17 protein-coding genes, 3 tRNA genes and 2 pseudogenes are annotated in these 24,071 nt (G+C 46.0%); 7 read left to right on the forward strand and 15 right to left on the reverse strand.

Annotated features, from left to right (window positions below; translation table 11 throughout):
• Positions 1 to 176: 176 nt before the first annotated feature.
• Positions 177 to 872, forward strand: coding sequence for a pirin family protein (locus Q337_RS0110350; protein ID WP_026471535.1), 696 nt, complete (start codon positions 177 to 179; stop codon positions 870 to 872).
• A gap of 50 nt (positions 873 to 922) precedes the next feature.
• On the opposite strand, the gene Q337_RS0110355 is transcribed toward Q337_RS0110350, so the two are convergent.
• The 6 genes from Q337_RS0110355 to gspF all read right to left on the reverse strand — a co-directional run bounded on the left by Q337_RS0110355 (position 923) and on the right by gspF (position 7,052).
• Positions 923 to 1,735, reverse strand: a complete 813-nt coding sequence (locus Q337_RS0110355) for a YwqG family protein (RefSeq protein WP_026471536.1) — start codon at positions 1,733 to 1,735, stop codon at positions 923 to 925.
• Positions 1,736 to 1,896: 161 nt separating this feature from the next.
• Entirely contained in the window at positions 1,897 to 3,453 is a 1,557-nt protein-coding gene (ahpF, locus tag Q337_RS0110360; protein ID WP_026471537.1) for an alkyl hydroperoxide reductase subunit F, read from the reverse strand.
• A gap of 345 nt (positions 3,454 to 3,798) precedes the next feature.
• Positions 3,799 to 4,362: an alkyl hydroperoxide reductase subunit C gene (gene ahpC / locus Q337_RS0110365; protein WP_026471538.1), complete on the reverse strand. Its 564-nt coding sequence runs from the start codon at positions 4,360 to 4,362 to the stop codon at positions 3,799 to 3,801.
• Between the two features lie 258 nt (positions 4,363 to 4,620).
• Positions 4,621 to 4,956, reverse strand: coding sequence for a hypothetical protein (locus tag Q337_RS0110370; protein WP_026471539.1), 336 nt, complete (start codon positions 4,954 to 4,956; stop codon positions 4,621 to 4,623).
• A 295-nt stretch (positions 4,957 to 5,251) separates the two neighbouring features.
• Positions 5,252 to 5,707, reverse strand: a complete 456-nt coding sequence (gene gspG / locus Q337_RS0110375) for a type II secretion system major pseudopilin GspG (protein WP_051526785.1) — start codon at positions 5,705 to 5,707, stop codon at positions 5,252 to 5,254.
• A gap of 136 nt (positions 5,708 to 5,843) precedes the next feature.
• Complete coding sequence (gene gspF / locus Q337_RS0110380) at positions 5,844 to 7,052, reverse strand: type II secretion system inner membrane protein GspF (RefSeq protein ID WP_026471541.1); 1,209 nt, start codon at positions 7,050 to 7,052, stop codon at positions 5,844 to 5,846.
• Between the two features lie 408 nt (positions 7,053 to 7,460).
• On the opposite strand from gspF, the gene Q337_RS0110390 reads away from it, so the two are divergent.
• The 3 genes from Q337_RS0110390 (at position 7,461) to hslO (ending at position 12,631) form a co-directional block, all read left to right on the forward strand.
• Entirely contained in the window at positions 7,461 to 9,680 is a 2,220-nt protein-coding gene (locus Q337_RS0110390) for a primosomal protein N' (protein WP_034280048.1), read from the forward strand.
• Positions 9,681 to 9,807: 127 nt separating this feature from the next.
• The gene (locus tag Q337_RS0110395) at positions 9,808 to 11,640 is read left to right on the forward strand and encodes a monovalent cation:proton antiporter-2 (CPA2) family protein (protein WP_026471543.1); all 1,833 of its coding nucleotides are present in this window, start codon (positions 9,808 to 9,810) and stop codon (positions 11,638 to 11,640) included.
• 118 nt (positions 11,641 to 11,758) lie between these two features.
• A complete protein-coding gene (gene hslO, locus Q337_RS0110400; protein WP_026471544.1) occupies positions 11,759 to 12,631 on the forward strand; it encodes an Hsp33 family molecular chaperone HslO in 873 nt (290 codons plus the stop codon).
• A gap of 80 nt (positions 12,632 to 12,711) precedes the next feature.
• Here the strand turns inward: hslO and Q337_RS0110405 are convergent, their stop codons facing one another.
• A complete protein-coding gene (locus Q337_RS0110405) occupies positions 12,712 to 14,106 on the reverse strand; it encodes a YdgA family protein (protein WP_026471545.1) in 1,395 nt (464 codons plus the stop codon).
• A 135-nt stretch (positions 14,107 to 14,241) separates the two neighbouring features.
• Positions 14,242 to 15,123, reverse strand: coding sequence for a LysR family transcriptional regulator (locus tag Q337_RS0110410; RefSeq protein WP_026471546.1), 882 nt, complete (start codon positions 15,121 to 15,123; stop codon positions 14,242 to 14,244).
• A gap of 94 nt (positions 15,124 to 15,217) precedes the next feature.
• On the opposite strand from Q337_RS0110410, the gene Q337_RS17440 reads away from it, so the two are divergent.
• A complete protein-coding gene (locus Q337_RS17440; protein ID WP_051526786.1) occupies positions 15,218 to 15,667 on the forward strand; it encodes a PACE efflux transporter in 450 nt (149 codons plus the stop codon).
• A 180-nt stretch (positions 15,668 to 15,847) separates the two neighbouring features.
• On the opposite strand, the gene Q337_RS0110420 is transcribed toward Q337_RS17440, so the two are convergent.
• The 7 genes and pseudogenes from Q337_RS0110420 to Q337_RS0110450 all read right to left on the reverse strand — a co-directional run bounded on the left by Q337_RS0110420 (position 15,848) and on the right by Q337_RS0110450 (position 20,670).
• The gene (locus tag Q337_RS0110420) at positions 15,848 to 17,107 is read right to left on the reverse strand and encodes a YncE family protein (protein ID WP_156935772.1); all 1,260 of its coding nucleotides are present in this window, start codon (positions 17,105 to 17,107) and stop codon (positions 15,848 to 15,850) included.
• 652 nt (positions 17,108 to 17,759) lie between these two features.
• Entirely contained in the window at positions 17,760 to 18,533 is a 774-nt protein-coding gene (locus tag Q337_RS0110425; protein WP_026471548.1) for an MORN repeat-containing protein, read from the reverse strand.
• A gap of 382 nt (positions 18,534 to 18,915) precedes the next feature.
• Positions 18,916 to 19,137, reverse strand: a pseudogene (locus Q337_RS0110430) (integrase); the annotation flags it as partial.
• 290 nt (positions 19,138 to 19,427) lie between these two features.
• Positions 19,428 to 19,504, reverse strand: a tRNA-Arg gene (locus Q337_RS0110435).
• A 116-nt stretch (positions 19,505 to 19,620) separates the two neighbouring features.
• Positions 19,621 to 19,711, reverse strand: a tRNA-Ser gene (locus Q337_RS0110440).
• 119 nt (positions 19,712 to 19,830) lie between these two features.
• On the reverse strand, positions 19,831 to 20,028 hold the full coding sequence (locus Q337_RS0110445) for a hypothetical protein (RefSeq protein WP_026471550.1): 198 nt from the start codon (positions 20,026 to 20,028) through the stop codon (positions 19,831 to 19,833).
• A gap of 557 nt (positions 20,029 to 20,585) precedes the next feature.
• A tRNA-Leu gene (locus Q337_RS0110450) sits at positions 20,586 to 20,670 on the reverse strand.
• 261 nt (positions 20,671 to 20,931) lie between these two features.
• Here Q337_RS0110450 and rnr point away from each other — a divergent pair.
• Together rnr and Q337_RS17445 are read left to right on the forward strand one after the other, a co-directional pair.
• On the forward strand, positions 20,932 to 23,295 hold the full coding sequence (gene rnr / locus Q337_RS0110455) for a ribonuclease R (protein ID WP_034279897.1): 2,364 nt from the start codon (positions 20,932 to 20,934) through the stop codon (positions 23,293 to 23,295).
• Between the two features lie 191 nt (positions 23,296 to 23,486).
• Positions 23,487 to 24,059: pseudogene (locus Q337_RS17445) on the forward strand (SIMPL domain-containing protein); the annotation flags it as partial.
• Positions 24,060 to 24,071: the final 12 nt, after the last annotated feature.

Consider the following 24,071-nt stretch of genomic DNA (forward strand, 5'->3'; position numbering starts at 1 on the left):
TATTGTTATAATATAACATTAAACTTAAAAAATGAATGCTCTCCAATTAACCCCTAAATCTGTTGCCAATCATTAAACATTGCTTCAACGCAGCGTTGCAAAAACGTGTCTTGTTGGCTGATTTAATATCCGCATAATAGGCTTATCGCAACGATAAACATTCAGGAGCAAACAGCATGAACAACTATATTCATAAAAGCGAAAATCGTGGTCATATCAAAGCAGGCTGGCTGGACACCAAGCACAGCTTTTCCTTTGGCAGTTGGCAAGATCCACGTTATATGGGCGTGTCTGCCCTGCGCGTCATCAATGAGGATATTATTGCCGCCAATCAGGGTTTTGGCCGCCACGGGCATGACAACATGGAAATCCTGACTTATGTATTGTCTGGTCGCTTAAGCCATCAGGACAGCATGGGTAATATTGAGCATATTCCTGCTGGTGAATGGCAACTGATGAGCGCCGGAACAGGCGTACAGCACAGTGAAATGAACGCCACTGACCAGCCGGTGCATTTGCTGCAAATCTGGCTATATCCCAATGTGCGCAATGCTGAGCCAACTTACCAGCAGGTGAAACTTGATCCAAGGGATCAGCCCAACCAGTGGCATCATATTGTATCGCCAACGCAGGATACACCGCTGTTTATCCGTCAGGACGCTGTCATTTCAGCAGCTTATCTGCATGAAGGCAAAACCTTGGCGCTGGCACCGCAAAAAGCCCTCAATTACCTGCATGTGATTGAAGGCAAGGTTCGGGTAAATGACAGTGTGGTGCAAACTGGTGATGCGATTGTGTTTGAAGGCAATGCCGAAATTATTGCCGATACTGATGCGCATTTATTGTGGTTTGATTTGCCCGCAAAGGCTTAATGCTCTAAATAAAATCCCTGTCAAATGCGGCAGGGATTTTATAATTCATCTCAACTGCAATCCCAGTTATATAATACTTTTGAGAAATCTTTGTTTTTTAAGTCTTCTGGACGGATAAAGAAGTTGGCCACACCAACATCGCCCCACATAATATCCTTGCTTTGCTCCCCATCCTTATAGTCATAATCACTATCCATCTGAAATAGTAAAACATAGTCCTGAATGTTCTCGTCGTATTGCCGTGGATCAGCCTGGGTAAAAAACGGATAGCCGCCCAGCTTATGGCCAGTGCTGCCAAAATGGTCATGGTACGTTTCATAAAACTGGTCAGCTTCATCACCGCCATAAGGCTCACGCTGCATAAAGCGGGCAAATGAAAAGTCACTTAAGGAAACAGGTGCCTGCTTGAGTACCGCTTGCAAACTGTATTGTTTAATGAATGGTGTTAAACGATCTTCCTGCTGTGGCAAAAAGCTGAAATCACTGATTAACTGGCTTTCATCGGTAATAATTTCTTCAAAATACAGCACCCGGAAACCGTCTTGATTAAATTGCTGGTCAAAGTCAGCACCATACAAGTCATCATCAGCGGCAATATAAAACTGTAAAATGCCTTTATCGGGGAAATTCTCTAGGGTGGGCAATTCAGCAAAATTGAATTGTGCCAGTAATATCAGTGGCGTGCCTTCGCGATCTACAGGATAAGCCTGATCTTTTGGAAAGTACGGCAAGCCACCAAACTTGCTTTGCCATAGACTAAGTTGGGTAGCGGGTTCAGCTTCAATTGCAAGATAAGGCTTTAAGCTGGTTTGAAGGCCTTGTTCTAGTGGTTTTAAAATGTCTGGTAGGTTTGATAAGTTCATCTTGTTTTCATCACTTTTCAAATTTAGTTTTTTATATATTTATTTTGAATCTCAGGCAACTGATGCCAGTCATAGCTTGTCGTATCACCTTTAATTATCCAATAAAAATCCCGCCATATCGACGGGATTTTCACAGCAAATTGCTTTGTGCAGTTACTGCTTTAATTACTGCGGATCAAATAATCAAAGGCACTTAACGCTGCTTTAGCCCCTTCACCGGTTGCAATAATGATTTGCTTGTACGGTGTGGTGGTGGCATCACCGGCGGCAAATACGCCAGGCACTGAGGTTTCACCGCGCGCATCCACCACAATTTCTCCGCGTGGGGATAACTCAACGCCACTGGTTTTAAGCCAGTCGGTATTAGGCAGCAAACCAATTTGTACAAAAATACCTTCCAGCTCAACGGTATTGAGTGAGTCGCCAATGCGGTCTTTGTACACCAGACCGGTGACTTTTTGGCCATCACCTAGCACCTCAGTGGTTTGTGCGCTGGTAATCACCCGCACGTTTGGCAGGCTGGCGAGTTTCTTTTGCAACACCGCATCCGCACGCAGCTTGCCATCAAACTCTAGCAAGGTGACTTCTTTCACAATACCGGCTAGGTCAATTGCCGCTTCCACGCCAGAATTACCACCGCCAATGACGGCTACACGCTTGCCTTTAAACAGCGGGCCATCACAGTGTGGGCAAAATGCCACGCCTTTGGTTTTGTATTGTTCCTCACCTGGCACATTCATTTCACGCCAGCGCGCACCAGTCGACAAAATTACGGTACGGCTTTTTAAGGTAGCGCCATTTTCCAGCTCAATTTCAATCAAGTCGTCCAGATTACCGGTTTTAAGCTGTTTGGCACGTTGCAGATTCATGATATCCACATCATAAGCACGCACGTGTTGTTCCAGGGCTGCCGCCAGTTTTGGTCCTTCGGTTTCTGTTACGGAAATAAAGTTTTCAATGGCCAGCGTATCCAGCACCTGTCCGCCAAAGCGCTCTGCCACCACGCCAGTATTGATGCCCTTGCGTGCGGCATACACCGCAGCGGCTGCACCTGCCGGGCCACCACCGACTACCAGCACGTCAAACACGTCTTTGGCATTGATTTTTTCAGCATCACGCGCGCCACTGTTGGCATCCAGCTTGGTCACAATTTCTTCCAGCGTCATGCGACCCTGACCAAACTGTTCACTATCTTTAAACACCATCGGCACTGCCAGAATCTGGCGCTGTTCTACTTCCTGCTGAAAAAACGCGCCATCAATCATGGTGGCTTGTGTGCCGGGATTATAAATGGCAATCAGGTTCAGCGCCTGTACCACATCAGGACAGTTATGGCAGCTTAAAGAAACAAACACTTCCAGATTTGATTTTAAATTCAAACTTTTAATCTGGTTCAGTAATTCATCAGAAATTTTCGGTGCATAGCCACTCACCTGCAATAGCGCCAGAATTAACGAAGTAAACTCATGGCCCATGGGCAGGCCAGCAAAATGTACTCTTGGCTGCTCACCGGTTTTTGCAATACCAAAGCTGGGACGACGGCTGTTTGTGCCATCAAAACGTGCAGTGACCTGATCTGACAGGCTGGCAACCTCGGTCACAAACTCACGAATCTTGCCTGCTTTATCTGACTCATCCAGTGAGGCCACGATTTCAATGGGGGCTTCCAGACGCTGTAAATAGGTGGCCAGTTGGTCTTTAATGGCTTGTTCTAACATCTATCAATCTCCAAAGTTGCAGTTAATTCTTCAATAGGGTTATCTTAGACCAGCTTTCATGATTGGTAAAACAGAATAATTTTATAAAATTAATCGAATTTCTAGATGAATTAATTTTATAAAATGTTTACTGGCAGAGCACTCCCATAGAGGGATGTATAAGCACAGCAATCTATCTTCAAGTACTTGCTACAAAACAGGCTTAAAAAACCACCTAAAATTTTTATTAAATCAAAATGCCTAAAAACAAAAATCCGCCTTGTTGGTAACCCATGCAAGGCGGATTTTTATTTCAAGCTATGCCATCAACTGATCACAATGTATGGATCAATTGATTAAGCCAGCTTAGATCTTACCAACCAGATCAATGGAAGGTGCCAGTGTTTCATCACCTTCTTTCCACTTGGCTGGGCATACTTCACCAGGATGCGCATGCACGTACTGGGCAGCTTTTACCTTGCGCAGCAGTTCCTGAGCATCACGGCCAATACCACCGGCAGTGATTTCAACGATCTGAATCTTGCCATCCGGGTCAACCACGAATGTACCACGATCAGCCAGACCATCAGTTTCAATCAGTACGTCAAAGTTGCGGGCCAATGTCCAGGTTGGGTCGCCAATCATTGGGTATTGCAGCTTGCCAATCACGTCAGAGGTATCGTGCCAGGCTTTGTGGGTAAAGTGGGTGTCAGTAGAAACAGAATAGATTTCTACACCCAGTTTCTTGAATTCTTCGTAGTTGTCGGCCAGATCACCCAGCTCGGTTGGGCATACAAAGGTAAAGTCCGCTGGATAGAAAAATACAACAGACCATTTGCCTTTCAGGTCAGCTTCGGATACATCAACAAAGTTGCCGTTATGGTAAGCAGTCGCTTTAAATGGTTTTACTTCGGTATTAATCAAGCTCATTAATCGTGCTCCCTAAGTTTCAATGTATGGTAAGAGTGGATGCAGGGCTAAGAGTAAGCCCAGTTTTACAATTGTTCAAACAGTAATTATTTTTTGAATTAATCGCTTTTTCCGATTAAATTTTATTTTTTAGGTTATTCCTATTTTATAATCTAGCTTAATTAATTGAATCATAATCATTTTTTAAAATTATTAGTTTTTATAAAGGCTGAAATACATTTAACTATTTGCAACCCTTTGAAATAAATTACATTTCTATTAAAAAAGATACAAACTGAAATAAATCGAAGTTCCGATCAAGCACAGCATGGGTAAATGGCGATAACCGTATAGCATATACTGTCCTAACCGACTGGTTACCAGAGTTAAGCCAGTATGCAGGGTTTTTAGCGCACCATAAAAGGCCAGAATAAAAGCCACTGTGGTAAAGCTAAGCGCATAAAAATACACCACAATCTGGTCAGCCATATGGAACTGCTGAATAAAGTCATGCCCCAGATTTATCAGTGGTAACAACAGTAAAGTCAGCAAGGAATTTTTTAATACCTGCCAATGCAACTGCTCCAGTTGATCATCAAGCCAGAAAATTTTCATGCCTACTTTCCTTAAATAATTTAGCTTTTGTTGTAGGGCTATTATTCCGTAAGCAGTAATCTAAGCCTATTGTTTTGATTTAGTTTTTGGCTTTTATTTTGTGACTATCATGGCTAAGAAACTGGGTGCTTTTAAGAACTTAGACAAATTCAAGAATTCAGGCAGCTTTAAAAACAAGAATGATTCCGGCTTTTAGTTGCATTTTGGCTAATAAAAAAGCTGCTTGAGGTCAGCAGCTTTTTTAGTCAAACAAGAAATCATTAAATGCGCTTTTTAGGCTTGTTTTTCAAAGCATTTACTTTTCAAAATACAGGTCCGCATCGTTGCCTTCACCACCTTCTTTGCCATCGGCACCAAAGGAGTACAGGTCATACGGACGGCCACTGGAACCTGGTGAAACATATTGCAGGTCGTTGTCCCAGCTGTCTTTTGGCGTGCCACCTTTTAAATAACCACCTGCCATCCAGTTTTTGGCCCCGGCAGGCTGATTAATTAGTGCGTCCAGTCCTTCCTGCGTGGTGGGATACTTATTGTTATCCAGCTTGTACTGATCCAGCGCACTGGCAACGTTAGCCAGTGTAATCTTGCTAGTATCCACTTTGGCTTTTTCACCACGGCCCATGACGTTAGGCACGATCAGCGCAGCCAGAATACCCAAAATCACCACCACCACCATTACTTCAATCAAGGTAAAACCTTGCTGGGCACTACGCTGCATGGCATCACGGCCTTTAGTTATCGATTTTTTCATTACTCTGTTTTTCCAAAATACAAGGGTTCAAGATACGCTTGTTGCAAAATAGAACCATGTTGAGCTTGGCTGATTGTAGCCTAAATTCTGGCAGATACCATGACCTGCTATTCGAACCATACAATCTTTAACAGCATCAAACCAGATTATTCATATTCACAATCGGCAGCATCACGGCCATCACAATGGTCAGCACAATACCGGCCATAAAAATCAACATCAAAGGTTCCAGCAAAGCCAGTAACGTACTAATCAGCGTGGTGACTTCACGATCCTGCATATTAGCTGCACGCGCCAGCATATTATCCAGCTCGCCAGAAGCCTCGCCGCTACGAATCATTTGCACCATCATCGGTGGAAAATAACCGCTACGTTCCAGCTGGGTGGCCAATGCGCCGCCTTCGGTCACCTTAACTGCTGCCTGTTGTACGGCATCGCGGATCAGCCAGTTGCTTGATACCGCAGCCCCAATGTGCAGGGCTTCTACCAGTGGCACGCCCGACTGGGTAAGGATTGACAGGGTACTGGCAAAACGGGCGGAATTAATGCCTTTGCTTAACTTGGCAAATAATGGCAAGCGCAAGGTCAGGCGATCCAGCGCATAGCGACCCGGTTCTGTCCGCACAAATCGTACCAGCACCACCACAAACGCAATGGTTCCCACCAGCAAAAATGGCCAGGCCGCACGGATAAAATCACTCATGGCCATGAGCGCGCGGGTAATAAATGGCAGCGCCTGTTTGGTATTGGCAAACACCTTGACAATATCCGGCACCACATACGTCATCAGGCCCATCACAATGGCAAACGACATCAACATCAGCAGTACCGGATAAATCATGGCACCCTGAATTTTCTTTTGCATGGCAAAGCGGTTTTCGGTGTAGTCCGCCAACTGGTTTAAAATCAAGTCCAGATGGCCTGATTTTTCACCCGCTGCAATGGTGGCAATATACAATGGCGGAAACTTGCCTGCCTGCCGGAAACCCTGTGCCAGTGAATGCCCTTCCATCACCTTGGCGCGCACCGACAACAGCAGGCTTTGCACATGGCGTTTTTCAGTTTGCCGTGCTACCGAGCGCAAGGTTTCTTCCAGTGGAATACCAGCTGCAATCAATACGCTGAGCTGGCGGGTCACCAGTGCCAGATCATAGGCGCTTAGGCCCTTTTGAAAAAAATGCTTGCCGCCTTCGCTGGTTTTGCTTTCCTCAAGCGGCTCTACCAGTACCGGCATCCAGCTTTTATCACGCAGCTGCTGGCGAATCTGGCGGGCAGAATCACCTTCCAGCACACCTTTATGTTGCTTCCCTATACTGTCTACAGCAGTAAACTGATATGCAGGCATTTGCGGTTATTGCTCAAATCAATCCAGAATGATGGGAGGGATTATGGTGGCTTTATAAGCAAATAGAAAGACATTGCCAGCCATAAAATTATTTTTCTTAAGCACTAGTCTATGGCTTTTTCTATCAATTGGGCTGTGCCTGTTGATTTTGCTAGCGCTATGTCAAATTATCCGGATTCACGCACATTTTACCAGCCCAACCTGCTATCCATTTAGCTGGAAAACTGCTTTTCCCACGACTGCAATTCAGCATAAAATGCCCTGAACTGGAGTAGCTTAATGACATCACTTGGACAGCAGGTTTTTAGCCAAAACAATGCTGAAGGCAATACGCAGGATAAAAAAAATCAACAGGATCAGCCGGACTTGTTAGTGCCAGTTGTTGCTCCAGTTATCGCATCCAAGCTTATGCCAGTAGTGATTCAGGTCGCATTGCCTGTACCGTTATTTGATGTATTTGATTATTTGGTGCCAGATCATTTGCTGGCCCAGTGGCCGTTTGCCGTGGGCTGTCGTGTGTGTGTCCCATTTGGCAAGCGCGAACTGGTGGGTATTTATCTGGGGCAAGCCACTGGCAGCGACATTCAGCTTAGCAAGCTTAAACCGGTTCATAGCGTGTTGGATGATCAGGCGCTACTGTCGGACTCCAGCCTAAAGCTGCTGCACTGGGCGGCGGCATATTATCACTATCCGATTGGCGAAGTGATTAGTTGTGCCCTGCCCACCCTGTTACGTCAGGGTCGTCCCTACAACCTGCTGGCGCAATACTGGCGCTTAACAGCATCTGCCGAACGTGAAATCCTCAAGCGCGCACCCAAACAGCTAGAAACTTTTGATTTGCTGCAACTGCATGATGAACATGGCGCGCCTGAAAGTGCACTATTAATGATGGGTGCCAGTAAAAAGCAGTTGCAACTGTTGCAGGAAAAAGGACTGGCCGAATGCTTTTTGCAAAAAACCGAGCATCAGCCGCATCCAGTTAAATTGGCCGAACTGCCCCTTATTCCAAACCATGAACAGCAACTGGCGATTGATACCATCAAGCAGCATTTGGGTAGCTTTAAGGGTATTTTGCTGGATGGCCTGACGGGTAGCGGCAAAACCGAAGTGTACCTGCAAGCCATGCAACCTGTGCTGGAAGCGGGCCAGCAGGTGCTGGTGCTAGTGCCGGAAATTGGCCTGACGCCGCAAACACTGGATCGTTTCCGCTCGCGCTTTCAGTGTGAGATCGTGGCCATGCATTCCAACCTGACCGACGTGGCGCGCTTGCAGGCGTGGCAAGCGGCACAAACCGGGCGGGCGCAAATTGTGATTGGCACGCGCTCGGCCGTTTTTACACCCATGCCCAAGCTGGGGCTGATTATTATTGATGAAGAGCATGATGTGTCCTTCAAGCAGCAGGATACCTTTCGCTACCACGCGCGCGATGTGGCACTGTGCCGTGGCCATCGTGAATCCTGCCCGGTGATTTTAGGCTCGGCCACGCCCTGTCTGGAAAGCCTGCATCTGGTTGAAGAAGGTAAGCTGCTGTCACTGAAACTAACCCAGCGCGCTGGCAATGCCGCACTGGCCAAAATCCAGTTAATAGACCTGAAAAACCAACCGCGCGAGCATGGCCTGGCCCGCGATTTAATCGATGCCATCAAGCAGCGTCTAAAAAAACAGGAACAGGTACTGATTTTTTTAAACCGGCGCGGTTATGCCCCTATCCTGCTGTGTCCACAATGTGCGTGGCAGGCTGATTGTCCGCGCTGCGATGCACACCTGACCGTACACCGTCAGCCTAGCGAACACCTGCATTGCCATCACTGCAATTATCAAAGTCGCTTGCCCACTGCCTGCCCCTCCTGCCAGTCCACGACGCTAACACCAACGGGTATGGGCACAGCGCGGCTGGAAGAAGGCCTAAAGGAATTGTTCCCCGATACCGATATATTACGGGTGGATCGCGACAGTACCAGCCGGGTGGGCAGCTGGGAACGGATTTACGAGCGCGCGCATCAGGAAAAAGGCGCGATTTTGCTCGGTACGCAAATGCTGGCCAAGGGGCATCACTTTCCACATGTCACGCTGGTGGCCATTCTGGATGTGGACGGTGGCTTTTTAAATGTGGATTTCCGTGCCCCGGAACGCACGGCACAGCTTATCATGCAAGTGGCTGGGCGTGCTGGGCGTGGGCAAAAAGCCGGACTGGTGCTCATCCAAACCTTTAAGCCGGAAAATCCGCTGCTGCAAATTTTAATCCAGCAGGGCTATGCTGCCTTTGCCAAAACCTGCATGGCCGAGCGCAAGGCCATGCTGCTGCCACCGTATCGCTATTGCGCGTTGATCCGGGCAGAAACCCCGCAGGCGGAAAAATCGCTGCAATTTCTGCAGCATGTGTTAAGCCTGCTGTATGCCCAGCCTGATGCAAAACAACTGGAAAACCCACCCCTTGAAATCTGGGGCCCAGTGCCTGCACCGATGGAACGCCGGGCTGGTGTGTTCCGTGCCCACGCATTGATTTTTTGCAAGGATCGACGCCTGCTGCATCACCTGCTGGGTAACTGGTGGCTACAGGTGTGTAAACTGCCGGAACGGCGTGGCGTACGCTGTAGCATTGACATTGATGCCCAAGAGCTGAGTTAAGCTCAGTATAGCGACGTCAAGCCAGCCTCAAATTAAATCTCAGCAAAAATTTGCGACCATTTTCATATTTTTACCGTAACTTTGCCGCTAAACTGCTATAAAAGATTTTTTAGTTGTTATGACGACAATGCCGCTGTTACTGCAAATAACAATTTTTCTGGGCGCTGCCTTATTGCTGGTTCCGCTAGGCAAACGCTTTGGGCTAGCTACTGTACTGGGCTATCTGTTTACCGGCATCCTGCTCGGCCCCTATGTCCTAAAAGTTGAACGCGACCCCGAATCCATCATGCATCTGGCCGAATACGGCGTCATCATGCTGATGTTTTTAATTGGCCTTGAACTCAGGCCACAACGCCTTTGGGAACTGCGCCGCTCCATATTTATGATGGGTGGCCTGCAAGTGGGCATTACCGCAACCCTGCTGCTCACCCTGATCTGGCTGTTTCTGGATTTAAGCTTTTATGCCAGTCTGGTGATTGGCTTTGGCCTGGCCTTGTCATCCACTGCGTTTGTACTGCAATTACTGGCTGAAAAGCAGCAACTGGTCAGCACGCATGGGCGGCAAGCCTTTGCCATTTTGCTGTTTCAGGATATGGCTGTCATTCCGCTGCTGGCGTTGCTGCCGCTGATGAGTGGCATGAATGACACCCATCATGGCATTGCCCATTTTGCCGCCATTGTGGCTGCTTTTTCCGGGTTGTTCCTGTTTAGCCGTTATGTCATGCGGCCTTTTTTCCGCTTTATTGCCAAAAGTGATGCCGCTGAACTGCTTACCGCGATTGCCCTGTTTATTGTGCTGGCGGTGGTGCAACTGATGAATCTGCTGGACATTAGCACCACGCTGGGCGCCTTTTTAACCGGTGTGCTGCTGGCCGATTCGGAATACCGGCATGAACTGGAAGCCAGTATTCAGCCATTTAAGGGTTTGCTGCTGGGCCTGTTTTTTATGACCGTCGGCATGACCGTCCAGCTAGATTTACTGCGTGAAATTCCCTGGCTGATTATTGGTGGTGCGCTGGGTCTAATGGCGCTGAAGTTTTTAACCCTTGCAATCATTGCCCATTTGAATGGTTATCGCTGGTCAACCAGTATCAGGCTCGGCATTGCATTGGCGCAGGGGGGTGAATTTGCCTTTGTGCTGTTTAACAGTGCCAGCCAGTATCAGATTCTGGAGCGCAGTATTGTTGAGCCGCTGACTTTAATTGTCACCCTGTCGATGATGTTAACGCCGCTGGCCTTTTTTGTGCTGGAACGCTGGGGCGAACCGATTTTTAAAAAGCGGCAGGTTTCTCCCAAATACGATCAGATTCCCGACAATGAACATACCGTCATCATTGCTGGTTTTGGCCGGATTGGACAAATTGTGGGTCGCTTGCTTCGCATGCACAATATTGAATTTACTGCCATTGATAAAAATATCAATCAGGTCGATTTTGTGCGCAAGTTTGGTAATGCGGTTTATTATGGTGATCCCAAGAACCCGGAAATCCTGCGTGCGGCTGGCATTACTCAGGCACGCCTGCTAGTGCTCTCCATGGATGAAGTGGAAGACTGTACGCAAGTGGCCAAGTACATCAAACGTGCTTACCCGCAAATCAAGATTCTGGCGCGTGCCCGTGACCGCCAGCATGTGTACCGTTTGCGTGAAGCCGGTGTAGAACACATCTGGCGCGAAACCTATTTGTCCGCACTGGGCATGTCCTATGAGGCGCTGGTGAGTCTGGGCATTGATAACAAAAAAGCCTTTGATGGGATTGAACTGTTCCGCGAGCATGATGAAAGCCTGTTACGGCGCCAGCAAACCATTTACAAGGATGAACAGCAACTGATTGAAAGTAGCCGGGCCGCCATGGTAGAGCTGGAAAGCCTGTTTGATAGCGACATGCGTACAGCACGCAAAATGGATATGGAAAGCAGGGACGTGAATATTCAGCATGGCCCAGAAAGCAAACATCAATGACAATCATTAACAAGAGTTCCCGCGATCACTATTGCTCACTAAAGAAGTAAGCTGTCATCAGCCCCTTGATTTCCAGTAGCCGCAACTCCATTAAACACTGCATGTGGAGAGAATTAATATGACCGATATTCGTCAGCGTTTTTTTATTGAACATAGCCCTGTGCGTGGAGAGGTGGTACATCTGGCAGAAACCCTGCAAACCATCCTCAAGCAGCGTGATTACCCAAAGGCCATTGAGCTATTACTGGGCGAATTGCTGGCGGGTAGTGCCTTGCTGGCCAGTACCCTGAAAATCAAGGGTCGCCTGAGCCTGCAAATTCAGGGCAGCGGTTCACTCAAATGGGCTATGGCCGAGTGCAATCATTTGGGTGAACTGCGCGCACTGGCCGAATGGAACGATGATCCGGTGCTGTTGCAGGCCGACAATGGCAATGTGGCGCTGGGTACGCTTAAAGATGGCGTGTTATTTATTAACATTGAACCTGAACATGGCGAACGTTACCAAGGGATTGTGCCACTGGAAGCGGAAAGTCTGGCCGGATGCCTGACCCAGTATTATGACCTGTCTGCGCAAATTCCGACCCGGCTGGCACTAGCCTGTGACGGAGAGCAAGCGGGTGGCCTGTTGATTCAGTTATTGCCGCGCAATGATGAGGAAGAAACCCTGGTTGATGAAGACCTGTGGCCGCGCCTGACTTTGCTGACCAATACCCTAAAAGCCGATGAGCTGATTTATCTGCCCTCACAGGAAGTACTGTACCGCTTGTATAATGAAGAAGAAGTGCGCCTGCCGGAACAGGAAAACCTCAGCTTTGGCTGCACGTGCTCGCGTGAGCGCTGTGAACAGGCTTTGCGTCAGGTGGGACAGGAAACCGTACAGGAACTGCTGGCTGAGCAAAATGAAATCAAGATGGACTGCCAGTTTTGCAATGCGCAGTACCGTTTTGGCCCGGAACAGGCGCTGGGCCTGTTTGGCATTCATGTCAGCTAATAGTTGACCGCACCTGCCACCCTGTTTTTATCCATAAAAAAGCTCAGAACATTCTGAGCTTTTTACTTTTTAACAATCCATTACTCGGCAGCAGACAGCATGCTTTCTGATTTATGCGTTTCAGGTGCCGGAGTGGCTGAAAGCTCACCTTCTGCTGTGCGATTACCCAGTGGCTTGCCATTGATATTGGGCTGTCCATCGCTTAAGGCAAAAGTGGCCTGATAGCCTGTCGCGGTTTTGGTAAAGTAACCTTGCTCCAGCATGCCCTGCATGAGCATTTGCACGGTTTGGGCTGCTTCTGCCGGACTGATCGGCTGACCTTTGAGCTGGTTAACCTGCTCAAAAATACCGCTCAGTAACTGGTCAGAAACCTGCACTTTGCCATTGGCCATGACTTTTTTCAGAATATGCTGTGGTGACTGCTGGGATGCTGCTGCAATCGGCTGCATCACAATCAGTGCATTGGCTTGTGCCTTGCCCTTGAACAAATTCAGGTCTGCCTGGCTTAAATTCACCTGAAAACCTTCCTTAAGCACAGGTTCAAGTGCCTTTAACATATCCTGAGCCGATGGATTGCACTGGCGTTGCAGGCGGTTAAAGGCCACATAACTTTGCTGGGCAGCCTGTACCGGAATATGGCCCAGTGACAAATTGGCCTTAAAGTTGCCAATATTTTTCTCACCCAGCAGGATTTTATCAATCTTGTAGCTGGCTTCTGCTGACAGCATATCCTTGTTGACCTGATTCTTGCTGCTCAGCTTAACATCACGCAAGCCCCATTGCTGCTGCGCCAGATTGGCCTGCATGCTGTCCAGTGAAAATGTGGTACTGCCCAGTGGCAATCTGGATTGCCCTGATTTTTGCTCGCCCTGATAACGCAGGTCATCAAAAGAAATACTGCCGCTATTGGAGGCCAGATTCTTAACCAGTAACTTGGGCGCCCTGATATCAAATTTTACTTTGTTGGATGGTGATAATTTAAGGCTGCCCTGCATGCCCTGCCAGTTGACCTGAACTGTTTTGCCTTGCCATTGCGCTGCTGGACTGGTCAGCGTGGTAGTGATACTGCCCAGCACATTAACCCGTGAATGAATGGTTAAGGGCTCCTGCCCCTTGAATACTTTGCGAATCTTGGCTTCTACACTATCAGGCCAGATAATATGGCTCTCAATACTGGCCCAGCCTAGCGACGGAATAAAACCATTGTGGATTTCATCATACCCAGTGAGCACCATGGCATTGTCAGGATGACAGGGATCAAGCGTCAGGCTAATTTCCCAGTTGGCGCGACTTTGTAAAAAGCCCTGCTTAAATGACGTGAGTTTAATACTGACCGGACTTAAGGTAGTGGCGTTAAATTTCTGGATAGTGTTCTGATAATAGGTTTCCATGTGCTGACTGCTATACCAGGTAGTTCCCAGCCAGCCTGCGCCTATGATCAGTACTGCACCTGCTACCGCGCTTGTTTTATTCATCGTTGCGAGATATCCGTATTTAATCCTTTAGTTATGCGCAAATCATACCCAAGCTTTACGCTAAAAGCTGTAGCCGTCCGCAGTTCAGCTTAATTATTTTTCAAAATAAGCTGCTGATTTACTGGCAGGTATATTTTAAAGCTTCTGGTCAATCAGGCTCACCAGATATTGTGCAGCCATGCCCAGCGTATGCTCACGTGACCATACCCAGTCTATGCACAGGGGAAAACTATTGCTCAGGTTTTGTATTTCCAGAATATACAGTTGCCGGGTTTCCACATATGGTGCTACAAAACTGCGCGGTAAAATCGACCAGCCCAGACCTGTCAGGGTTAAATTCAATGCAGCAATATGGCTGTCCGTGCGCCAGTACACATGCGACCATAGCAAACGCGGTGCCTGATGGGGCTGCTCACGGCTGGCCACTACAATTTGCCGGGCAGTAACAAGCTGATCCAGATGAATCATCCCTTTTTGCTGCAATAAATCATGGCTGGGCGCAGCAACTGCTACCAGTTCCTCCTTAAAAACTTCCCGAAAACTTTCACGGCCATCAAACTCACTGCGCTCATACAACAAGGCCAGTTGCACCCGGCCCTCATGCAGCATTTGCATGGCATCCTCATGTGGCGCGGTCATGATTTCAATATCCAACTCCGGAAAACGGGCTGCGACTGGCGCAATGTAATCCACCCAATGCATGGACAATAGTTCCGGTTCAATAGCAAGACTTAGCTTGCTTTCAAGTCCCTGTGATAGTGCCAATGCTTGCGCTTCCCACTGCTGCATTTGTTGTACCAGAAAGCGTGCCTGTGCGGCCAGAGCATGTGCCTGTGTAGTAGGAACAGGCTCACGCCCGCTACGCTCAAACAGATTCAGGTTAAGCTCTGCTTCCAGATTGGCAATTGCCATGCTTACTGCCGAAGGAGCACGGTTTAAATAGCGCGCTGCGGCAGAAAATGAGCCTTTTTCCATAGCCGTTAAGAATACGGTTAACAGCTCCTTACTAACATTCATGGGATCAACCTTTCAGCTTTTCTGAAAGTTAATCACTTTTTCTATCAAATAACACTATTTAAAATAGCACTTATGTTTTAACCATGAGGCAATTATGCAAGGTCTAAAGCGGCGAGTGATTCAAGCCATCAGTTATGAAGCCATCTTGCTGAGCTTGTTTATTCCCATTGTGACACTGGTTTTTAAGCAAGCTGTCATGGATAGCGCGGCGCTAGGTATGAGCCTGACTATCCTTGCCCTGCTGTGGAATATCATTTTTAACTATGGCTTTGAAAAATGGGAAGTACAGCAAGGCTGGTATACTCGGGGTCTTAAACAGCGTTTGCTACATGCTCTGGGTTTTGAGGGCGGCCTGCTGTTGCTGGGTGTGCCAGTCATTGCTTATTTTCTTGGGATCAGCCTGCTAAAGGCCATTATCGCCGACATTGGGTTTACTATAGTGATTATGATCTACACCTTTATATTTCAGTGGGCTTTTGACCGATTGTTTGGTGAACCCGAGCGCACATTTAGAAGGCCAAAATCACCACATCAACCAATATAACTTTTATGTAGCCTGCCATCGGCATTGCCAGCGTTTTATGAATTGGACTGTTTTTGCTGTTTTAACTATATCCATGTAAATCGTCGTTTCCGGTACAGCATGCCATGAACCCTGCTGACTGATACGTTGATTATTCAAACAGACATAGCAGCCTGTCTGAATAAACCAGCTTTTTTTATGTTAACGCGTTGACCAGCCTGCGGGCGCATAACCCAGTCGAACCCGTTGCGGATGATTGCCCACTGGCACACTCAGCATCTTGTTACCAGTCTCAAAATCGATGACGGTAACCACATCATTTGCACTCTCAGAAATCACACAGTACTTGCCATCCGGACTTTGGGTAGCCCAGTAGGGTTTTCCAGCACCAATAAGCTTGCCTGCCGTTAGCGTCTTACGGTCAACGATGGTGGCATAGTCATCCATGGTGCCTGCCACACATAGCTTTTCACCATTACCACTAATGGATAAGCCATGATGGCGCGAATCATTCACCCACTTGCTGCGGTCAGATGGAATGGTGCTGCTACCCGGCAATTGCGCAATCCGCGTTACCTTATCCTGATTCAGATCGTACTCCACCAGCCCATTAAAAAATGAAACCTGTGCATACAGCTTGCTTTCATCTGGACTAAACACTACCGGCCGTACCGCATTGGACAAATCCTTGCGCCCTACTGCATCCAGTGCCGGACGAAAATCAATTTTTTTAATAATTTGATAGGTATTGGCATCGGCAATGGTAATAAAGCGCTTGCCCTTGGTGAAATCCTGCCAGGGCGCATCCAGTGAGGTTTCCACATTGCCAATTGCCGAATTCAAAATCCTGCTACCGCCATTAAAGAAAATGTTCTCATGCGGCTTGTCGCCCGTGGCAAAACGACCCAGCTCCTTGCCCGTTTTAATGTCCAGAACCTGAACCACATTGCCGGATGAAGCAGACACTGCTACCCGCTTGCCATCAGGCGACACGGCCATATGATCAGCGCGGAAACCTTCTACTGGCGTGCGCCAGTTAATCTGCCCAGTCGCAATATTAATTGAAACCACATCGGCAAAACTGGGACGTGAGGCCACCACAGACTGGCCATCGGGTGTGGAATACATGTCATCAACCAGCTGGTCATTACCCTCGCCTGCTGTATTACGGATATATTGATAGGCAACCAGTTTGACCGGGTTTAGGTAGATTTCCCGCAACCGGGCTGTCCGGTCAGGCACCATATTAATGACGCCAATTCTGGCATAATCCTGAGAAGGACGAATCACCGTCACCGTGCCATCCCAGTTATTGCCCACAAAAAATACCTGCTGGCTATTGGGAGGTGTATTTAGATTAGAGGTAGCGGCCAAAGCAGCTTGACTACCCAGCAGTGCTAAGGCGCTTATGCCCAGCGTACTAATTAACTTGTTTTTTAAGCATGATTGATTGTATTTCATATAATTTTCCAGTTTCAGCTCCATGAAAACTGCCGAAAAATTATCATTAGGATATTTTTTAAACAATATACACTTGTCTAAAAAAGACTTTGGGTTACAAAAGCCAACACGTGAATTATCAGAATTTTTAAAAGTTGTGATCATTGACGCCTTATGAGCAGCCTATAATCGTATAAGGTTTCTAAAGCAGCATAAGAAAATGATGTAAGTATGGGCGAATTATCTGGACGAGTTGAAAGCTGAACAAATCACTCAGCTTCCTAAAAAAGTAGGCAGCTTAGATGCCGAATTTTCCTGTTTGAATACATCTACTTCTTTAAACTGAGACAATCAAGTTGTTGACGCATTATAAAAATTATTTTTCTTATCAGGAAATTTTATTTGATTAAATTCTTAAATCCACTGATAACTACTAGTCTATTGTTATCCATATAAATAATGCTGTTTTTATTAACGATCTGACAGTACTAGTGTTAACGCTTGCAACCCTTGCACCGCAATGCTTTTGAAGTTGCCGCTGAAGGCTGCATGGTGTGTGAGCAATAAATATAGGCCGTGTGACCGTCCAACAGGAGCTGTACAGGGTGGTTACTACAGGGGAATAAAAAGCTGGGCAAATGCCCAGCTTTTTATTCCCACCACACTACATAGGCTACCGTGAGTAATCAATAGAAGTAGGAATACCCTGCCAAGAAAGTTGAACATTAATAAGAGTACCTTCTTCTGCAACCCTGCCATCTGGATAGATTACCTTACCTTGTGTTGTCATCTGCCCATTTACAAAATATCCTTCGTAAATTAACCCATCAGGTCGAGTATATTTACCATATTTAGGACATTTATTTTCAAATGTACCTACGAAGAAGCTACCATCTGGCAGAATAACTTTTCCCTGTTGAAAATCACCCTCCTTAAAGAAGCCCTCATATCGAAATCCGTCAACTGTTACCAAAATACCTTCTCCTGTTGGAGCATTATCTAAAAAATCGCCTGTATAGACATCTCCATTTTTCAAAGTCAGCTTTCCTTTACTACTCTCTTTACTTATAGTGGTGTAGTTTTCATACATTGTTCCATCAACATCAATTATTTTTACAGGGTCTTTAAATTTATTATCTATGAACTCTGCAACAAATTTACTTCCATCAGATAACGTAATTATATTCTTTCCATTCATTTGACCTTTTGCAAAGCTCCCATTAACTAAGGCATACAACTGCTCACCTTGATACCAAAGTAATATTCCACTTCCTGCTACATAACCATCTTTACAAGTTCCTGACCACTTCATCTCAGTAACTATAGAATCAATCTTTTTAGCTTTACAATTATTGCTACTATCAGCCAACCAACCCTCTTCAGCATACGCCTGTGTCATTATAATTAGATACAAAATAAAGCCCAAAATCCTTTTGATATCTTTCATCTATGACTATTCCAATAATTGAATGCCTTATTAATCATGTCAGTTTTTTTATTAAATCCTGCTATAACCTTACCACAGACTCACAAATTAGTATTATGCTCAATAACCTCACAACAATAGGCTCATATGTGTTTTTTTACCTAATGTTGCCCTATAAGCTAACAATGGCACCTGTTTTGCTTCAAGGCTACACTTTTTAATTTTCTAATATTCCCTAAAAAAGCAGTAGGATATTCCTTTTATTGGTAAATTAAATTCCTTAAATTATTAATGGTATAAATAACTCGTGGCAATGAAGAGGCATAAAAAAACCACGCTTTAACACGTGGTTCAGTTTCAGTCTAAAATACAATTCAGCCAATCTCACTCTACCGATATAGGCCTAACAAAGTAACTTGAGAGAATCCAGATAATCAGCCCAAGCCTGCATCATTTCTCGGCGCTTCACTAAATGCTTAGTGCAGTTATAGACATGGCCATGCATGTCTCGGACTTGATGGACTAATTGCTGCTCAATGATTTCTATTGGGTATTTTAATACTTCTTCTAGGATGGTTCGGGCTGCGGCGCGAAAGCCATGACCACACACCTGCTCTGAGCTATACAGTCTAATCGCCATGTCTTGTTGTCCTGTGGATCAACTGATAAATATAAGCCACAACCATCAAAAAGTTTGATCGTTTTATCAGTTGCTTTGATGGTTCTAAGACGCGTATCAGTACGCGAGACAACGACTTTAAGCATTTTTACGATAAAAGCCTCATACCGCATCATATACTGCAAAAGAAGTTAGCTTACATTGGATAAGTTAGGTCAATATTAGACAATAAAGTTAAAAATTATTATATTTTTCAACGACTTTACTACCATTTTAGACTACTTTAGAAAAGTAGATGGCGCGCCCAGAGAGATTCGAACTCCCGACCCCCAAGTTCGTAGCCTGGTGCTCTATCCAGCTGAGCTATGGGCGCGTCGTTTTGTGTCGCGCATTCTACAGTGCAGTTTGCGCCTCGTCAACTTCTTTTTAATTTTTGCTAACTATCTGTCGTTTTATTAAACACATCAAGTTTTGCAAACATTATAAAAGTGGCGGTGAGAGAGGGATTCGAACCCTCGATACCCATAACAGGTATGCGTCCTTAGCAGGGACGTGGTTTCAGCCACTCACCCATCTCACCGCAACGAGGTCGCCATATTACAAAAAGCTGGCCGCTTGAGCAAGCCCTCATTGATCAATATTCAGCCGCACTCAACATAAAACAATCATTAATGGCTAAATAAAGCACAACTTATCGATTTAAGGGGTAGTTTTGGCTTCCTGATTCACTTCATCCAGCAGCGCATCCGGATTTTCAACCTTAACGTCCTTATTTAAGCGCTCAATATATAGGTCATTTTCACTTTTATGTTTGTCACTAGCCTGTGCTTGCTGTACTGCAGGTGCATCGGTTGCCTTAATGGGTTCCTGTTTTTTATCACACCCTGTAAATGCCATGATTATAGTACCCACTAACAAACCCTGCCCTAAAATTTGCTTACTTATCATTTTTAAACCAACTCCATGAAAATTGAGATTGCATCTTGCAACATTACCCTTATAAGCAGTTTTAGATCAGGCTAAACTGCTTGTTGACTATATCTTAACCTTGTTTGGGCAGACAGCTCAATTTTAAAACTACAAAAAATCACAATTTAGTGAAGCACTTGGCAGAATTTCTTAGAAATATTGGCACATTTATCTATTGGGTGTATGCGTTTTTAATTGTCATCTTTTAAAGATAAATAACATGCTTATCACAAACACTTTATTGAGGCTGTATTAAGTAGCAATGATCTAAAAATATAATACTAAGCCTCACTGGCTTTTATTCAGCTTGGCCATAGGTTTAATTTTTATCATTAACCAGCATAATTTTTTAATAAATAGGAATACTTAAGCCTCTAGCCTATAAATCGGTTATGCCTAAAATTGGCAGTAATAAACTTTGGCGCAACAAAAAAGCCTTGATGTATGGCATCAAGGCTTTTTGCAGATTCACTGGGAATCGAATTTGGTGCGGATGAGAGGACTTGAACCTCCACGTCTTGCGACACTAATACCTGAAACTAGCGCGTCTACCAATTCCGCCACATCCGCATGTAGTAGGTGCGTTATATTAGGAATAATTTAATGCATCGTCAAGTCACTCTGCTTAAAGCTTGAGCTAATAAGCAAGGGTTTGCCTTAAATTTAACCAAATCTTGCATTAAGAAGTTTAAACCCCATATAAAACCAGCTTGCACCTACAAATTCAGCATGAATACAACAAACTGCAACTTGTCATCTTGAATTATCAATTTTAGTGTATGGTAGCAAGGTGAACTGATTTTCGTCATTAAAGCGTATAAAAGAGAACCTATGAATTGGCAAGACCCTGATGCCGCACGCGAAGCTGAACGCTACGACTCCCCGATTCCCAGCCGCACCCTGATTCAAACTACGATTGAATCGCGCAAGGATGGCCTGACGCATGCAGAGCTGGTTGAAGAATACCAGCTAGACCAACCTGATGCCATTGAGGCATTAAGCCGCCGTCTGACCGCAATGGTGCGTGATGGACAATTGATTCGCTCGGCCGGTTATCCGCCACTTTATCGGGTGGCCACTGATGAAGACCTGCTGATTGGCCGTGTACAAACCAATGCCAAGGGTTTTGGCTTTGTGGTGCTGGAAGGCCAGATGGATATTTTCCTGCCAGAGCGTGAAATGCGACTGGTATTTAATGGCGATATTGTCAAGGTACGCCAGAATGGTACTGATCGCCGTGGCCGTATGACTGGTTATATTGTCGAGGTGGTTGAACACCAGCAGCGTGAACTGATTGGTAAGGTAGTCGAACATGAGGGCGACTACTTTGTGCAGCCTGCCCAGCCGAATGGTCACCAGCCCATTGCCCTGGAGCCGGAGCAAATTGCCAGTGCCGGGTTAAAGCCGGGTGATTCCACGCAGATTGCCATTGATGAGTGGCCAACCCGTGAAGAATTTGCCAATGGTCATATTATTGCCAATCTGGCCGATAAAGCCGATAGCCAGCTCATTATTCCGGCAACCATTCTGGATTTTGACCTGCCCTTTGAATTCAGTGATGAAGTTTTAGCTGAAACTGCAAAATTTAGTGAACCCGGCGCACGTGATCATAAGGATCGTGTTGATTTACGGGATTTACCGCTGGTTACCATTGATGGCGAAGATGCGCGCGACTTTGATGATGCCGTGTATGCTGAAAAACGTCCCGGCGGTGGCTATCGGCTGGTCGTGGCGATTGCAGATGTCAGCCATTACGTCAAGATTGGGACGGCGCTGGATGATGAAGCACAGGATCGCGGTACATCGGTTTATTTTCCAAACCATGTTATTCCGATGTTGCCTGAAGCACTTTCCAATGGTTTATGTTCATTAAAGCCAGAAGTTGACCGCCTGTGCATGGTCTGCGACATCAAGTTGTCACGACAAGGTCGCGTCACTAGCTATGAGTTTTATCCGTCCGTCATGCATTCGCAGGCGCGCCTGACTTATAATCAGGTTGCATCATACTTAAATGGACAAACCGATGCGGTGCCAGACAAGGCCGCAGTGCGCAAGTCACTGAATGTACTGTTTCAGCTGTTTCAAACCCTGCTTACCGTGCGTCAGGAACGGGGTGCCATGGAATTTGAAACCATTGAAACTTACATGACTTTTGATGAGCTAGGTGCCATTCAGCAGATTCTGCCGCGTAGCCGCAATGATGCGCATCGCCTGATTGAAGAATGCATGTTGCTGGCCAACGTTTGTGCCTCGGATTTTGCACTTAAAAATGACTTGCCGATCCTGTATCGCAACCATGAAGCCCCTGAAGCTACCCGTGTGCAAAAAGTACGGGATTATGTGCGCCTGCTAGGGTTTGATTTTCCTGAAAAACCAACCCAAAGCGACTATCAATACATCATTGAAAAAACCAAGGATCGCGTGGATGCCACCAGTATTCATGCCGTGCTGTTACGCTCCATGATGCAAGCCTATTATGGTCCTAAAAATTTGGGGCATTATGGCCTGGCCTATGATGCCTATACGCACTTTACTTCGCCGATTCGCCGCTATCCGGATTTGCTGTTGCATCGTGCCATCAAGGCTTTTTTAAAGCAAAAGCCCAGTGAGCTGGAAGGTCAGGCTCTCTCAAATGCTGGTGAGCATTACTCGCAAACCGAGCGTCGTGCCGATGAAGCCTCACGCAGTGTGATGAGCTGGCTCAAGTGTCACTATATGGAACAACATATTGGTGAAGAATTTGACGGCACCATTACCTCAGTGACCGACTTTGGTTTGTTTGTCACCCTCACTGAGCTATATGTTGACGGCATGCTGCACATTAGCCAGCTGGGTGATGACTATTTTGTTTATGATGCCATTAGCCAGAGTCTGGTTGGTCAGCAACATGGCCAGCGCTTTAATCTAGGTGATCAGGTGCGTATTAAAGTCATGGCAGTGCATCTGGAAGAGCGCAAAATTGATTTTGGGCTGGTCAAACAGTTGACTGCTCAAGGTCGTGCCGTACGCCAGAAGGCGCCCCGTACCCAAATTGCTGATGAGGTAACAACTTCTAGCACTAAAAAGAAACCCACAAGCAAGACGGCAAAGGGTGCCAAGCCGTCCAAGCTTGAGCCTGCTGAAAAGTCAAAGAAAACTAGAAAACCGCGGAAGAAACCCAAGAAATCCAACGCAAAACCTAAATCCAAAGAGTAAGGGTTAAAGCCGCCATGTAATTTTAGATGGCGGCAACTTATCATTTAGTGAGTCGTTATCCCATGCGCTTAAAATTTCGTGATTTATTTTTGGGGGTTTTACCTATTAGCCTAGGTCTCACTTTAAGTAGCTGTACTTCTCCTACCCAACCGGAACACCGTGTCATTGAACTGTAAGCTCAGGCATGGCATGAAGTGAATAATGATGAGGCCGTTGCCACTCTTTATACACAGCAACAGGCAGCCAATCCACAGCAACTCAATCAGCTGATTCAACAAAAATTAAATACCGGTTTTGCTATTGCCAAAAAATATCCAAGCGTAAAGATCAGTTCAGGTCAGCAAAATACCTCGCCCATTTATAATCAGAGGCAACGGATTACAGGATGGACGACTCATGCTGAAATCATTCTTAAAAGCACTGATTTAAAATCAGTCAGTGAGTTGCTGGGTATTTTGCAGGATCAACTCATGTTACAGTCCTTGCAATTTCAGGTTTCAACCCAACAGCGTAAGCAGGTTGAAAATCAATTAATTACCGAAGTCTCTAAAACATTCCAGCAAAGAGCAACTATTGCTCAACAGGCTTGGCATTCATCTAACTATGAATTAGTCCGATTTAAAATTTTAAGTAATACGAAATCTACTCAACCCATTATCTATCAGTCCGCCATGGGTGACGCCGCCGCAACTGCTTCTGCGCCTATGCAGGCAGGACAAAGTCAAATTATTGTTGAGGCAATTGGCAGCGTGCAACTGAATTAATCTTGAGTTAAA

This window comes from Alkanindiges illinoisensis DSM 15370, from assembly GCF_000619845.1.
GTDB classification, from domain to species: domain Bacteria; phylum Pseudomonadota; class Gammaproteobacteria; order Pseudomonadales; family Moraxellaceae; genus Alkanindiges; species Alkanindiges illinoisensis.

Bases quoted from the DNA above. Each gene is read 5' to 3' on its own strand.
- Q337_RS0110390 (WP_034280048.1), top strand. From the start codon at position 7,461: ATGCCAGTAGTGATTCAGGTCGCATTGCCTGTACCGTTATTTGATGTA.
- ahpC (WP_026471538.1), bottom strand. From the start codon at position 4,362: ATGAGCTTGATTAATACCGAAGTAAAACCATTTAAAGCGACTGCTTAC.
- Q337_RS0110425 (WP_026471548.1), bottom strand. From the start codon at position 18,533: ATGAAAGATATCAAAAGGATTTTGGGCTTTATTTTGTATCTAATTATA.
- hslO (WP_026471544.1), top strand. From the start codon at position 11,759: ATGACCGATATTCGTCAGCGTTTTTTTATTGAACATAGCCCTGTGCGT.
- ahpF (WP_026471537.1), bottom strand. From the start codon at position 3,453: ATGTTAGAACAAGCCATTAAAGACCAACTGGCCACCTATTTACAGCGT.
- Q337_RS0110350 (WP_026471535.1), top strand. From the start codon at position 177: ATGAACAACTATATTCATAAAAGCGAAAATCGTGGTCATATCAAAGCA.
- Q337_RS0110355 (WP_026471536.1), bottom strand. From the start codon at position 1,735: ATGAACTTATCAAACCTACCAGACATTTTAAAACCACTAGAACAAGGC.
- Q337_RS0110445 (WP_026471550.1), bottom strand. From the start codon at position 20,028: ATGGCATTTACAGGGTGTGATAAAAAACAGGAACCCATTAAGGCAACC.
- Q337_RS0110395 (WP_026471543.1), top strand. From the start codon at position 9,808: ATGCCGCTGTTACTGCAAATAACAATTTTTCTGGGCGCTGCCTTATTG.
- Q337_RS0110410 (WP_026471546.1), bottom strand. From the start codon at position 15,123: ATGAATGTTAGTAAGGAGCTGTTAACCGTATTCTTAACGGCTATGGAA.
- Q337_RS17440 (WP_051526786.1), top strand. From the start codon at position 15,218: ATGCAAGGTCTAAAGCGGCGAGTGATTCAAGCCATCAGTTATGAAGCC.
- gspG (WP_051526785.1), bottom strand. From the start codon at position 5,707: ATGAAAAAATCGATAACTAAAGGCCGTGATGCCATGCAGCGTAGTGCC.
- Q337_RS0110405 (WP_026471545.1), bottom strand. From the start codon at position 14,106: ATGAATAAAACAAGCGCGGTAGCAGGTGCAGTACTGATCATAGGCGCA.
- gspF (WP_026471541.1), bottom strand. From the start codon at position 7,052: ATGCCTGCATATCAGTTTACTGCTGTAGACAGTATAGGGAAGCAACAT.
- Q337_RS0110370 (WP_026471539.1), bottom strand. From the start codon at position 4,956: ATGAAAATTTTCTGGCTTGATGATCAACTGGAGCAGTTGCATTGGCAG.
- rnr (WP_034279897.1), top strand. From the start codon at position 20,932: ATGAATTGGCAAGACCCTGATGCCGCACGCGAAGCTGAACGCTACGAC.
- Q337_RS0110420 (WP_156935772.1), bottom strand. From the start codon at position 17,107: ATGAAATACAATCAATCATGCTTAAAAAACAAGTTAATTAGTACGCTG.